16 protein-coding genes are annotated in these 12,526 nt (G+C 34.9%); 2 read left to right on the top strand and 14 right to left on the bottom strand.

Translation table 11 applies throughout. The annotated features are described in order from the left end of the window. Positions 1 to 8 precede the first annotated feature (8 nt). From rplW to iscR, 11 genes are all read right to left on the bottom strand, one after another. Complete coding sequence (rplW, locus tag A9G48_RS08515; protein ID WP_034947991.1) at positions 9 to 311, bottom strand: 50S ribosomal protein L23; 303 nt, start codon at positions 309 to 311, stop codon at positions 9 to 11. Then, positions 308 to 910, bottom strand: coding sequence for a 50S ribosomal protein L4 (gene rplD / locus A9G48_RS08510; protein ID WP_034947988.1), 603 nt, complete (start codon positions 908 to 910; stop codon positions 308 to 310). The genes rplW and rplD overlap by 4 nt, the downstream gene beginning before the upstream one ends. 16 nt (positions 911 to 926) lie before the next feature. Beyond that, on the bottom strand, positions 927 to 1,553 hold the full coding sequence (gene rplC / locus A9G48_RS08505; RefSeq protein ID WP_034947986.1) for a 50S ribosomal protein L3: 627 nt from the start codon (positions 1,551 to 1,553) through the stop codon (positions 927 to 929). A gap of 31 nt (positions 1,554 to 1,584) precedes the next feature. Next, positions 1,585 to 1,896: a 30S ribosomal protein S10 gene (gene rpsJ / locus A9G48_RS08500; protein ID WP_006120582.1), complete on the bottom strand. Its 312-nt coding sequence runs from the start codon at positions 1,894 to 1,896 to the stop codon at positions 1,585 to 1,587. Between the two features lie 369 nt (positions 1,897 to 2,265). Continuing rightward, positions 2,266 to 2,604, bottom strand: coding sequence for an ISC system 2Fe-2S type ferredoxin (gene fdx / locus A9G48_RS08495; RefSeq protein ID WP_034947983.1), 339 nt, complete (start codon positions 2,602 to 2,604; stop codon positions 2,266 to 2,268). Between the two features lie 14 nt (positions 2,605 to 2,618). Continuing rightward, positions 2,619 to 4,478 carry a Fe-S protein assembly chaperone HscA gene (hscA, locus tag A9G48_RS08490; RefSeq protein ID WP_034947980.1) on the bottom strand — a complete coding sequence of 620 codons (1,860 nt, stop codon included), beginning with the start codon at positions 4,476 to 4,478 and terminating at the stop codon, positions 2,619 to 2,621. 36 nt (positions 4,479 to 4,514) lie between these two features. Next, the gene (gene hscB / locus A9G48_RS08485; protein WP_065576074.1) at positions 4,515 to 5,033 is read right to left on the bottom strand and encodes a Fe-S protein assembly co-chaperone HscB; all 519 of its coding nucleotides are present in this window, start codon (positions 5,031 to 5,033) and stop codon (positions 4,515 to 4,517) included. Positions 5,034 to 5,048: 15 nt separating this feature from the next. Beyond that, positions 5,049 to 5,372: an iron-sulfur cluster assembly protein IscA gene (iscA, locus tag A9G48_RS08480; protein WP_034947975.1), complete on the bottom strand. Its 324-nt coding sequence runs from the start codon at positions 5,370 to 5,372 to the stop codon at positions 5,049 to 5,051. After that, positions 5,372 to 5,758 carry a Fe-S cluster assembly scaffold IscU gene (iscU, locus tag A9G48_RS08475; protein WP_034947973.1) on the bottom strand — a complete coding sequence of 129 codons (387 nt, stop codon included), beginning with the start codon at positions 5,756 to 5,758 and terminating at the stop codon, positions 5,372 to 5,374. The genes iscA and iscU overlap by 1 nt, the downstream gene beginning before the upstream one ends. A 15-nt stretch (positions 5,759 to 5,773) precedes the next feature. Continuing rightward, positions 5,774 to 6,988: an IscS subfamily cysteine desulfurase gene (locus A9G48_RS08470; RefSeq protein WP_034947971.1), complete on the bottom strand. Its 1,215-nt coding sequence runs from the start codon at positions 6,986 to 6,988 to the stop codon at positions 5,774 to 5,776. Positions 6,989 to 7,025: 37 nt separating this feature from the next. Continuing rightward, positions 7,026 to 7,481: a Fe-S cluster assembly transcriptional regulator IscR gene (gene iscR / locus A9G48_RS08465; protein ID WP_034947969.1), complete on the bottom strand. Its 456-nt coding sequence runs from the start codon at positions 7,479 to 7,481 to the stop codon at positions 7,026 to 7,028. Between the two features lie 169 nt (positions 7,482 to 7,650). Between iscR and sltY the strand changes: the two genes are divergently transcribed. After that, positions 7,651 to 9,594: a murein transglycosylase gene (gene sltY / locus A9G48_RS08460; RefSeq protein ID WP_065576073.1), complete on the top strand. Its 1,944-nt coding sequence runs from the start codon at positions 7,651 to 7,653 to the stop codon at positions 9,592 to 9,594. 11 nt (positions 9,595 to 9,605) lie between these two features. Further along, positions 9,606 to 9,887 (top strand): trp operon repressor, encoded by a 282-nt coding sequence (trpR, locus tag A9G48_RS08455; RefSeq protein ID WP_218055685.1) that lies wholly within the window; start codon positions 9,606 to 9,608, stop codon positions 9,885 to 9,887. Between the two features lie 74 nt (positions 9,888 to 9,961). Here the strand turns inward: trpR and robA are convergent, their stop codons facing one another. From robA to A9G48_RS08440, 3 genes are all read right to left on the bottom strand, one after another. Then, a complete protein-coding gene (gene robA, locus A9G48_RS08450; RefSeq protein ID WP_034947961.1) occupies positions 9,962 to 10,867 on the bottom strand; it encodes an MDR efflux pump AcrAB transcriptional activator RobA in 906 nt (301 codons plus the stop codon). A 94-nt stretch (positions 10,868 to 10,961) separates the two neighbouring features. Continuing rightward, positions 10,962 to 11,543, bottom strand: a complete 582-nt coding sequence (nfuA, locus tag A9G48_RS08445; RefSeq protein WP_141670623.1) for a Fe-S biogenesis protein NfuA — start codon at positions 11,541 to 11,543, stop codon at positions 10,962 to 10,964. A gap of 98 nt (positions 11,544 to 11,641) precedes the next feature. Further along, positions 11,642 to 12,313, bottom strand: coding sequence for a phosphoribosyltransferase family protein (locus tag A9G48_RS08440; protein ID WP_034947958.1), 672 nt, complete (start codon positions 12,311 to 12,313; stop codon positions 11,642 to 11,644). Positions 12,314 to 12,526: the final 213 nt, after the last annotated feature.

Below are 12,526 nucleotides of genomic sequence, written 5' to 3'. Positions count from 1 at the left end.
CCTCCGAATTACTCAGCGACGCCAGTAAGGTCTAAATTTTGACCTTCTGCTAAAGTTACGTAAGCTTTTTTCCAGTCGCTACGGCGACCGATTTGTTGACCACGACGCTTAACTTTGCCTTTAACAACAAGTGTATTAACGTCATCTACTTTAACTTCAAATAGTTGTTCAACTGCGGCTTTAATCTCTCTCTTAGTAGCATCTTTAGCAACTTTTAATACTAATGTATTTGTTTTTTCCATTGAAATGGATGCTTTTTCAGAAACATGTGGTGCTCGCAGGACTTTAAGCAGACGCTCTTCACGAATCATGCTAACATCTCCTCTACTTGTTTAACGGCATCAACAGTGATAACTACTTTGTCAAATGCAATCAAACTAACTGGATCAATACCTGCCACATCACGCACATCAACTTTATATAAGTTACGTGCTGCTAAGAAAAGATTTTCATCAACTTCAGATGTGATGATAAGAACATCATTAAGATTCATATCATTTAATTTCTGAATTAATAATTTAGTCTTAGGTGCTTCAACAGTAAATGTTTCAACTACAATTAAACGTTCTTGACGCACTAATTCAGAGAAAATACTCTTTAATGCACCACGATACATTTTACGGTTAACTTTTTGGCTATGATCTTGTGGTTTTGCTGCAAATGTTACACCACCACTACGCCAGATTGGGCTCTTAATAGAACCTGAACGAGCACGACCGGTACCTTTTTGACGCCATGGTTTTTTACCTGAACCAGCGATTTCTGCACGAGTTTTTTGTGCGCGAGAACCCTGACGAGCAGCAGATGCATAAGCAACAACTACTTGATGAACTAACGCTTCATTAAACTCACGTCCGAAGGTAGTTTCGGAAACAGAAAGCGCTTTCGCGTCTTTTACTACTAATTCCATCTCTATCTCCTCGACGTTAAGCCTTGATTGCCGGTTTAACAATTACGTCACTATTGATTGCACCTGGTACTGCACCTTTAATTAATAAAAGGTTACGTTCTGCATCAACACGTACAATATCTAAGTTTTGAACAGTTACACGTTCATTACCTAGGTGACCTGCCATTTTACGACCTTTGAACACTTTACCTGGGGTTTGGTTTTGACCGATAGAACCATGACCACGATGTGCCAAAGAGTTACCATGTGTTGCATCTTGAGTGCGGAAATTCCAGCGCTTAGTAACGCCAGCAAAACCTTTACCTTTAGATGTCCCAGTAACATCAACTTTTTTAACGTCAGTGAAAATATCAACGTTAATACTTTGACCTACATTAAATTCGCCTTGTTCAAAACGAAATTCCCATAGACCACGACCAGCTTCAACGCCAGCCTTAGCGAAATGACCTGCTTCAGGTTTATTTACTCGACTTGCTTTTTTGCTACCAGTGGTAACCTGAATAGCTTGATAACCATCATTTTCAAGTGTTTTAACTTGAGTAACGCGGTTACTTTGAACTTCAACTACGGTGACAGGAATAGAAACACCTTCTTCAGTGAAGATTCGTGTCATTCCTACTTTACGACCGATTAAACCAATCATTGTTTCGACCTCTCAATCATACAGCCTAGGATTAACCTAAACTGATCTGCACATCAACACCGGCAGCAAGATCTAGGCGCATTAAAGCATCAACTGTTTTTTCAGTTGGCTCAACAATATCAACTAGACGTTTATGAGTGCGAATTTCATATTGATCGCGCGCATCTTTATTCACGTGCGGAGAAATCAATACAGTAAAACGCTCTTTGCGTGTCGGTAATGGAATAGGACCACGAACCTGCGCACCTGTGCGCTTCGCAGTTTCTACAATTTCAGCAGTTGATTGATCAATCAAACGATGATCAAACGCTTTTAACCGGATACGGATTCTTTGGTTCGACATGAGACCAGAGCTCCACTATTTAAAAGTTATAACAAAAGACTACTCCTCTTACCCTGTTTCGATTGACAGGAGAGTGTAATCCGTTCTTTTCGTAACTCCCATATCGGAAGTATTGTTGATATAATTCAATAATTTTACATATTAATTATACCGTTGTATGCATTTACCACTGATAAGTCAGTAAGTAAAGTGCTAATAATTATACGTAAATAAACAACTAATGCAAGGAATAATTATTAATAAATGACTTGTTTAATAAATAATAAAATTTTTATCGCACACTTTTTTGATTAGATTTGACGCTATTAAATAGCGTCTTATTTGTTAATAAAATAATAATGAGGTAGTAAGTCACTACAAAGTGACTTACTAATGATCTTCTTTGGCATGGTTAAGAGTATATCTTGGAATCTCAACCTCTAAATCTTCGTTTGTAACACGCGCTTGGCAGCTTAGGCGGCTATGAGGTTCAACACCCCAAGCTTTATCTAGCATGTCATCTTCTTGCTCATCACTTTCGCCTAGAGAATCAAATCCTTTGCGAACAATACAGTGGCATGTAGAACAAGCACATGACATTTCGCAAGCATGCTCAATTTCAATATCATTGCGCAATGCTACTTCTAAAATAGATTCACCTTCTTCGGCTTCAACAGTTTTGCCTTCAGGACAAAGATCAGCATTAGGTAAAAATGTAATTTTTGGCATAATAATCTCGTTAGTTAAATATCATCGACGCTATGACCAGTTAAAGCATGACGAATTGACCTATCCATTCGCTTAGCTGCAAAATTTTGTGTTACTTTATCAACAATTTTAATTTGTTTCTCAATTGCATAACTGTCATTTGACTCACTTACAGCTTGTAATTGATGCTTAGCAACTAAAATATGGTTTAATTCACTTTCATTTAATAAGTCAGCATCTTTATCTAAGGCACTTTGTAAGCTTTCAAGCACTCTAGCAGCCTCAACTTTTTGTTCGGCAAGCATTCGAATCTGTTTATCTTGCTCTGCGTAACTGATTGAATCTTGAATCATATTGGCAATTTCATTATCAGTTAGTCCATATGAAGGTTTTACTTCAATAGCAGCTTCAATACCCGTTGATTTTTCCATTGCTGTTACGCTTAATAAACCATCAGCATCAACTTGGAAAGTCACCTTAATGTGTGCGCCACCAGCTGGCATCGGTGGAATACCTTGCAGAGTAAAACGAGCCAAAGATCGACAATCAGCAACACTTTCACGTTCTCCTTGTAAAACATGAACCATCATCGCAGTTTGGCCATCTTTAAAAGTGGTAAACTCTTGAGCTCTTGCACACGGAATTGTACTATTACGTGGAATAATTTTTTCGACCAATTCACCCATGATCTCAATGCCTAACGACAATGGGATAACATCAAGCAATAACATATCAGAATCGGGTTTATTGCCAACCAAAATATCGGCCTGAATAGCTGCACCGATAGCAACTACTTTATCAGGATCGATAGATATTAAGGGATTAGTTTTAAAATAATGCCCTACTAATTCTCGCACTAATGGCACACGAGTAGATCCACCAACCATAACAATTTCAACTACTTCATCCACATTAACTTCGGCATCTTTTAACGCACGGCGACAAACAGCCAAAGTACGTTTAACCAATGGTTCAATTAATTGTTGAAATTGCTGGCGAGTAATAGTCAAGGATTGATTATGAAGAGAAAATACAGCCGAGTCTTGTTCACTTAGTAAAATCTTTATTTTAGTAGCTTGGTTGCTGATTTTTTGATTAATATAAGGGTCTATATTATTAGTTAATCCTAATTTCTCTTTTATATAGTCAGCAAGTAACCGATCAAAATCATCACCGCCAAGAGCTGAATCACCACCTGTTGCTAGAACTTCAAAAACACCTTTATTTAATCGTAAAATAGAAATATCAAAAGTACCACCACCTAAATCATAAACAGCAATTATACCTTCCTTTCCTGAATCTAAGCCGTACGCAATTGCAGCTGCTGTAGGTTCATTAAGTAGGCGCAATACATGCAAACCGGCTAATTTTGCCGCATCTTTTGTTGCTTGCCGTTGTGCCTCATCAAAATAAGCCGGCACAGTAATAACCGTGCCATCAATTTCACCTTGCAAGCTCTCTTTTGCTCGCTCAGTTAACGCTATCAAAATTTCTGATGAAACTTGTATTGGATTTACTTGCTCATTAGGCAAATTTAATAAAGGAACCCCATTTTCAGTTTGTGAAAAAGTATATGGAAATTGTGATGAATCTATATCAGATAAACTTCGCCCCATTAATCGCTTAATAGAGCTAACTGTATTTTGCGGATCATTCACAGCATTTTCTTTGGCATTTGTCCCAATCGTGATAACAGAGTTATCATCATGATCGACGCCATAATGCACAACGGATGGCAATAGCGGATTACCTTCTAGATCAGGCAATACCTCTGCTTGTCCGCTTCGTACTGTTGCTACTAATGAGTTAGTTGTACCAAGATCAATTCCCACAGCAAGGCGGCGCTGATGTGGTAGTGGAGTTTGTCCTGGTTCGCTGATCTGTAATAATACCATTTAATCTATCTCTATCGATACGTTACTTATCTTAAATTATAAATCAAATTGCTTTTCTTGTAACTTTTCGATTTGTTCAATCAATCTGGCAAAATAGCGAATTTTATAGATCTGATTAAGTGCTTTTGACCACTCTTGATTAGCAATAAATTGTAATAATTCGTTATAGACTATCTTTTGACGAGCAACAATGTCCGCATAAAAATCATCTAATAATTCAAAATTATCTTTACTTTCGATATCATCAAGTCTTTCACGTAAAACAAATTGCTCCATTAAAAAATCAGTATCATGAATAATACTTTGTTCAGTTGCTACATCAAAACCTTGTAGAGATAAAAAATACTCAGCGGCTTTAATAGGATTTTTTAACGTATGATAACCATCATTAATGATTGCTGACTTTTGAACAATTGCCACTTTATCAATATCATTTACAACAGCAAAGTTATCTGGGTGATATTGCTTTTGCAATTGCTGATAATGAGTTGTTAGCTGAGTAACATCAACCGGCAATTGAACTGGCAAACTAAATAGCTCGAAGTAATTAACCATAATTATTGTGTCCAATTACACATTAAAGCTTTCGCCACAACCACATTCGTTCTTCGTATTAGGATTATTAAACTTGAAACCTTCATTTAATCCTTCTTTAACAAAATCAAGTTCAGTACCATCAATATAAACTAAACTTTTTTTATCCACGATAACTTTGACATGTTTATCTTCAAAAACACTATCATCATCATTAATCACATCGGCAAACTCTAAAACGTAAGCCATGCCAGAGCAACCCGATGTTTTAACACCTAATCGTAACCCAATGCCCTTTCCACGATTAGCCAAAAAAGCTTGAACACGATCAGCTGCGCTATTAGTCAATGTGATTGCCATTAACGTTGTCCTTTTTTGGTTTTATAATCATCAATAGCAGCTTTAATTGCATCTTCCGCTAGAATTGAGCAGTGAATTTTAACCGGAGGTAAAGCAAGTTCTTTAGCAATATCCGTATTTTTAATAGCTTTTGCTTCGTCTAATGATTTACCTTTTATCCATTCTGTAACCAAAGAACTCGATGCAATCGCACTACCACAACCATAAGTTTTAAACTTAGCATCTTCAATAATACCGTTATCATTCACTTTGATTTGTAGACGCATCACATCACCACACGCTGGTGCACCAACCATACCACTACCAACATTAGGATCATTTTGATCAAACGAACCAACATTACGTGGGTTTTCATAATGATCAACGACTTTTTCACTATATGCCATAATTTACTCCCAATTTTAATGTGCTGACCATTTAATCTTTGTTAAATCAACGCCATCTTTAAACATTTCCCAGAGCGGCGATAAATCTCTTAATTTTCCGATAGATTGTTTAATTAATTTAATAACATAATCAATCTCTTCTTCCGTTGTGAAACGACCAAGAGAAAAACGAATTGAACTATGAGCAAGCTCATCATTAAGCCCTAATGCTCGTAATACATAAGACGGCTCTAAGCTAGCAGATGTGCATGCAGAACCAGATGAAACAGCTAAATCTTTTAAAGCCATCATCAACGATTCACCTTCAATGTAAGCAAAACTCACATTCAGGATATTTGGCACACTGTGCTCCAAAGAACCATTTAAATAAACCTCTTCAATGTCTTTTAAGCCATTCCATAAACGATTCTTTAAGGCTAATAAACGAGGCATTTCAGTTGCCATCTCTTGTTTAGCTATATGATATGCTTCCCCCATACCCACAATTTGATGCACAGGTAAAGTACCAGAGCGCATACCTCGTTCATGACCACCACCATGCATTTGCGCTTCAATACGTACACGTGGTTTACGTCTTACATAAAGTCCGCCAATACCTTTTGGCCCATAAATCTTATGGCCTGAAAATGACATTAAATCAACTTGTAAATTAGCTACATCAATTGGTAATTTACCAACAGACTGAGTTGCATCAACATGAAAAACAATGCCTCTTTCACGGCACATCTCACCAATTTTTTCGATGTCTTGTATTACACCCGTTTCATTATTGACATGCATAATTGATACAACTGTTGTATCACTACGCATAGCCGTTGCAAGTTTATCAAGATCAAGAATCCCATCGGATTCTGGCGTTAAATAAGTCACTTCATAACCTTCTCGCTCAAGTTGGCGACAAGTATCAAGCACGGCCTTGTGCTCCGTTTTACAAGTAATAATATGCTTACCTTTGGCTTGATTAAAATGAGCAGCACCTTTGATTGCTAAATTATCTGCTTCAGTTGCCCCTGAAGTAAAAACAATTTCGCGTGAATCAGCACCAATAAGATCGGCAATTTGATTACGGGCAATATCAACAGCTTCTTCAGCTTGCCAGCCAAATTTATGGGAACGAGATGCTGGATTACCGAATATACCGTCTGGCGTTAAATACTGCATCATTTTTTCAGCAACTCTAGGATCTACAGGCGTTGTTGCTGCATAATCCATATAAATAGGTAGTTTCATTAATTACTCCCAATGAAAAATTCTGTATTCTATTTTATTAATTAATTTGAACGTGTTGTATATTACTTTGTCGGTTAGCTACTTCTTTCACTTCTTCATTATTGACTAACTCGCTTAACGTAATACTTGTTAAAAAATCTTCAATTCGTTCACTTAAATCATTCCAAAGTGTGTGTGTTAGGCATCTAACACCACCTTGACATCCGTCTTTGCCATGGCATTTTGTCGCATGCACTGTTTCATCAACAGCTTTAACAATTGCACTAATTGCAATTTGATCCATACTACGACTAAGTATATAACCACCACCTGGACCTCTAACACTCTGCACCAAACCATTTTTACGTAAACGAGCGAACAGTTGTTCAAGGTAAGAAAGCGATATTTCTTGACGTTCTGAAATATCAGCAAGTGATACAGGACCTGAATCAGAATGCAACGCAACATCCAGCATTGCAGTTACCGCATATCGCCCTTTTGATGTCAACTTCATTAATTATTCCCCTCAACATGATAAAGTACATTTTATATAACCTTTTAATTTAGTCAAGTATTTAGTTGAGTATTTTAGTAGGAATTAAATAACCAGTTTTTCATCAATATCGACGGATTATACAATAATATGCTAATCTATAAGTCATTTTGACGTGGGAGTTAAAAGAATGAAAATGGTATTACGTTATTTTTTTATAGTGGGACTAATTCTTTCTAAGAATGCTATTGCAAGCAATTCTCAACAAGATTTAAGAGCAAACTATCAAAAATGGCTTAATTCTTATCAATCATTAAGCCTCGGTGAACAAAAAACATTACTTAATTCGTTAAAGGATTACCCACTTTATCCCTATGCAGCTACTCAGTTTTATAAAAAAAATATCACAACTGTCTCGACGGATATGGTAAATGACTTTGTCAATCAATACAATGATTTTCCTTTAACTGCTGTATTAATTCAGTCTTACTTAGCAGAATTAACTAATCGTCAAGATTGGAATGCAATTGTTTCTTTTACCAAAGATACTTCAATTGCATCCAATTGCCGCTATCAATATGCTTTATTACAACAAGGTAATAATAATGAATCTGTGTTAAATAATATTGAATCAATATGGTTAACAGGAAGAGAGCTCCCTGCAACATGTGATCCTTTACTTGATGCATGGGCAAAAGCAGGAAAACGAACAGCTAACTCTATACTTTTACGTATTGAATTAGCTATTGAATCTAATAACCTTAAATTAGCACGTTATCTAACAAATTTACTGGATGAAGATTATAAAACTATAAAAAGCAATTTACTTGGCTTATTTGATAATCCTCGAAAATTACAAGATTTCGCTAAAAACATTAAAGCAAGTACTTTTACTAAAAAAGTAGTATTAGCTTTTTTTCCTCGTTTAGTAAGAATCGATACGAATTTTGCTGAAAAATTATTACCTCAATTAGTGAAACAACAAAAATTAAATAAAGCTGAACACATTCAATTACAAAAAAGTTTAGCTAACAGTTACTTTAATGATTCGGCAACAGATAAACAAATAAAATGGCGTGATAATTATATTGCTAAATATCATGACACAGCATTAGTTGAAAAACGCATTCGCCTTGCTATTGATGCCAATGACTATACTGGCATTGCCTATTGGTTAACACAATTAAAACCCGAAGATCAATTAAAAGAAGATTGGCAATATTGGCAAGCTAGAGTTTTGTTAAAGAATAATAAGAAAAATGAAGCAAACGCAGTTCTAAAAAAATTATCAGCCAATCGTGGGTTTTATGGCATGGTCAGTGCTCAAATGCTTAATCAACCTTATATTCTTAATAATGAATCAAAAACGCTTACACAATCAGAAATTTCAACATTAAAAAATAAGTATGATAATCAAACAATTATAAAAAGAATCAGTGAGTTACGCTACTGGAAAATGTTATCTGAATCAAGTCGTGAATGGCAATACTTCTTGAACAACAAAGTAAATAATGATGAATATCTTCCTTTAGCTCAATATGCCTATATAAGAGGTTGGGGAGATCTCAGCATTCAGGCAACCATATTAGGTAAGCTTTGGAATAACTGGTCAGAGCGTTTACCACTTATGTATAAAGATATATATAATGAAGCATTAAAAAATAAAAGCATTACGCTTTCTTATGCTTTAGCAATATCTCGCCAAGAAAGCGCTCTTGATACGACTATCCAATCTTCTGCTGGGGCAAGTGGTTTAATGCAATTAATGCCTGCTACAGCAAAAGAAACTGCCAAAAAAGTTAGTACTATCGCTTATTACTCATCCAATCAATTATTTGAACCGGCTACAAACATTCAATTAGGAACATATTATCTCAATAATGTTTATGAACAAAATGATAATAATCGTATATTAGCATCAGCTGCTTATAATGCTGGACCAAGTCGAGTCAAACGTTGGCTCAAAAATAGTAATGGAAAACTTGATGCTGTTGCCTTTATAGACAGTATTCCATTTACTGAAACAAGGAACTATGTCAAAAATGTATTAGTTTACGATTATATTTATAAAATCATTTTAGACCAACCAAAAAGCAATATTCTTACAATAAACGAAATTAACAGACAATATTAATGGTGATCATAATGAAAACTAATGAATGGGAACAAACAGTTAAAATATTACACCAAGCGTTTAACGATGGGTATTCTCTTGATATATTGAAATTATTAATGACAGCCGATGAACGCGATGCATTATTTACGCGAGTTAAAATTATCCATTTATTACTGGATGGTTCTATCAATCAAAGACAACTAAAAGATGAATTAGGAATCGGTATTGCTACTGTCACACGCGGCTCAAATAGTTTAAAAGAAGTAACACCTGAATTTAAAGCATGGTTAGAAAAAACATTATTAAATTAGCTATCAGCTTATTAAACAATATTTATCCACGACATTATTTATAAATAAAAAAGATTAGGTTTTACTACGGATGATTACCTTAGAATAACTTCATTTTCTGTTGCAATAGGCACACAATAATCACATTCAATACATTGGATATCTTTTGCAGATTCAACCGTATTTCTATCACGATTATGATGAATTTCGATTAAACAACCAGAACGTAAATATACTTTTAAAGCTGGCATAGCAGCTAAATGAACTTGTGAAACAAAGTCTTCAAAATTATCCGGTGTACCAATATATTTAAAACAAAGATACAAACCACCTTCGCTAACAACTTGTTCAATATATTCTAGGTGATTATTTTGTTCTAACGCAATAGTATAAAGCTGTTCTTGTTCATTAGCATTATCTTTACTTTTTAAAATTCGATTAAAAGCATAAATTTTATCAGGTAAAAGCTCATTTTTATGAGTATAACGAGAAAAATAGTTTTGAAAGAATTGAACCCTTAATTTATGTTTTTCATCTAATAATTTACTTAAATTACAGTTATTTTTATAGGAAATACCCCAAAAGGTTTGTTTTGGCATATTAACGAATGTAGGTTCTGGTAATGTAAGCTTATTTTTATTTAATTCAATTGCGGGAGTTAAACCTGTAGGATCCCAAAATTCAGCGCGTCTGTAACTAGCAGGCGTTTGATTAAACTGTTTTTTAAAAGATCGCGTAAACGTCTGCTGTGAATCAAAACGATATTGCATAGCAATATCTAGAATCGGTTTGCTTGTCATTCTTAAAGAGAGCGCAGCATAAGTTAGGCGTCGATGACGAATATAAGTACCAAGCACTTGACCAGTTACCTGCTTAAACATGCGCTGCAAATGCCATTTTGAATAACCTGACTTTTGTGCAACATGATCAATAGATAATGGTTGCTCCAGATTTTTTTCAATCCAAACGATAAGATCTGAAATGATGCTAACTTGATTCATAAAACCCCATCATAAAATGAACTGGCGAATGTCATGCGATTATGACTTAATCCTAGCAATAAGCAAGGCTTAAATAAAATTTATTTAATCATTCTTAACAAAAAGAATGCGTTCCAGCTTGGTGTTCTGTAATATCTTTTACCCCTGCAAGTTCAGGAAATGCGGCTAATAGCTGTTTTTCAATTCCTTCTTTCAAGGTGTAATCAACCATTGAACAACCATTACACCCGCCACCAAATTGCAAAACAACATAATTATCCTCGGTTAATTCAATCAAACTAACATATCCACCATGACTAGCTAACTGAGGGTTAACTTGAGCTTGAATAGCATAGTTAACTCGTTCAATTAACGGCGCATCATCAGCTACCTTTTTCATTTTAGAATTGGGGGCTTTTAATGTTAGTTGAGAACCTAATTCATCCGTCACATAATCAATCACTGTTTCTTCTAAAAATGGTGCACTAATTTCATCAATATATACTGAAAAACCTTCAAATTTTTCTTCTATGTCATTGTCCTCTATAGTATCAATTGGACAATAAGAAACGCCACACTCAGCACTTGGCGTGCCGGGGTTAATAACAAACACACGAATTTGTGTTCCATCTGATTGATTAACAAGTAACTTTCTAAAATGCTGTTGAGCTGACTCAGAAATAGTAATAATAGACATAATCCCTCACTTTAAGACAATTAAATATTTGAAAATCCAAATTGATCTAATAAATAGTTGACTAACTCTCTTGGTTATTATAGGGCTTGTTTGATATTTTACAATAGCGTACGGCATAAGCACATCACTTGAATATTAGATGCACCACAAATTTTTAATTGCTGGCAAATTGCATTAATCGTATTACCTGTTGTAACAATATCATCAATTAGCATGACTGATTTATGTGCAATGTTTTGTCGACAGGTAAAAAGTGTTTCGACATTCTGCATTCGTTCTTTAAGAGATAAATTCTTTTGATCGGGCGTATATTGTTTACGATGTAATAAATAAGGGTAAAAATCCCGATTTAACCATTTAGCAATTGGCTTTGCTAATAATTCAGCCTGGTTATAACCTCGAGACCAATAGCGAATATGATGTAAAGGAACACAAGTTATCAAGTCAGGCTTTTCAAGCCCCATCATTTGCCGTTTTTGATACCATGCTAAAATCATCAATCTGGCTAACGCCAAGGTTAATTCAATTTTATTATAAAACTTTACATGATGTATTAACTTTTTCAATGGATTAACGTATTCAGTGACAGCAATAAGCTCATCCCAATAAGGTTTTCGATCTCGACACCGATAACAAATTTTTGTGGTTAATGAATGAGGCAAACCACATTGATAGCAAACCCGATTAAATTTAGGTAAGTTTTTAACACATTGACTACAGATGCCATGATGAGACAAAAACAAAGGCATATTACACAAAATACAACGCATACAATTCACAACCAATAAATACAATAAGATATTTCAGAATCGAAACAAACTAATTTTTCTATCTGTTTATAAATTTTCTAATAAGCAGGCTTGTTTAAAATATATTTATTAACCTATTGATTACAAAAAAATAAATAACATCTCGATCCATCACACAAAATTCGCGCTTATTTTGCATAAATGTTATTTAAAATAATCAAATATCCGGTATAA

This window comes from Gilliamella sp. wkB18 (assembly GCF_001690875.1).
In the GTDB taxonomy this organism is placed as follows: domain Bacteria; phylum Pseudomonadota; class Gammaproteobacteria; order Enterobacterales; family Orbaceae; genus Gilliamella; species Gilliamella apicola_A.
Note: the sequence above shows the minus strand (reverse complement) of the source record. Positions and strands in the feature narration are given on the sequence as shown.

Excerpts from the sequence above, each read along its gene's own strand:
- rplW (WP_034947991.1), bottom strand. The coding sequence starts at position 311 with ATGATTCGTGAAGAGCGTCTGCTTAAAGTCCTGCGAGCACCACATGTT.
- rplD (WP_034947988.1), bottom strand. The coding sequence starts at position 910 with ATGGAATTAGTAGTAAAAGACGCGAAAGCGCTTTCTGTTTCCGAAACT.
- rplC (WP_034947986.1), bottom strand. The coding sequence starts at position 1,553 with ATGATTGGTTTAATCGGTCGTAAAGTAGGAATGACACGAATCTTCACT.
- rpsJ (WP_006120582.1), bottom strand. The coding sequence starts at position 1,896 with ATGTCGAACCAAAGAATCCGTATCCGGTTAAAAGCGTTTGATCATCGT.
- fdx (WP_034947983.1), bottom strand. The coding sequence starts at position 2,604 with ATGCCAAAAATTACATTTTTACCTAATGCTGATCTTTGTCCTGAAGGC.
- hscA (WP_034947980.1), bottom strand. The coding sequence starts at position 4,478 with ATGGTATTATTACAGATCAGCGAACCAGGACAAACTCCACTACCACAT.
- hscB (WP_065576074.1), bottom strand. The coding sequence starts at position 5,033 with ATGGTTAATTACTTCGAGCTATTTAGTTTGCCAGTTCAATTGCCGGTT.
- iscA (WP_034947975.1), bottom strand. The coding sequence starts at position 5,372 with ATGGCAATCACATTGACTAATAGCGCAGCTGATCGTGTTCAAGCTTTT.
- iscU (WP_034947973.1), bottom strand. The coding sequence starts at position 5,758 with ATGGCATATAGTGAAAAAGTCGTTGATCATTATGAAAACCCACGTAAT.
- A9G48_RS08470 (WP_034947971.1), bottom strand. The coding sequence starts at position 6,988 with ATGAAACTACCTATTTATATGGATTATGCAGCAACAACGCCTGTAGAT.
- iscR (WP_034947969.1), bottom strand. The coding sequence starts at position 7,481 with ATGAAGTTGACATCAAAAGGGCGATATGCGGTAACTGCAATGCTGGAT.
- sltY (WP_065576073.1), top strand. The coding sequence starts at position 7,651 with ATGAAAATGGTATTACGTTATTTTTTTATAGTGGGACTAATTCTTTCT.
- trpR (WP_218055685.1), top strand. The coding sequence starts at position 9,606 with ATGAAAACTAATGAATGGGAACAAACAGTTAAAATATTACACCAAGCG.
- robA (WP_034947961.1), bottom strand. The coding sequence starts at position 10,867 with ATGAATCAAGTTAGCATCATTTCAGATCTTATCGTTTGGATTGAAAAA.
- nfuA (WP_141670623.1), bottom strand. The coding sequence starts at position 11,543 with ATGTCTATTATTACTATTTCTGAGTCAGCTCAACAGCATTTTAGAAAG.
- A9G48_RS08440 (WP_034947958.1), bottom strand. The coding sequence starts at position 12,313 with ATGCGTTGTATTTTGTGTAATATGCCTTTGTTTTTGTCTCATCATGGC.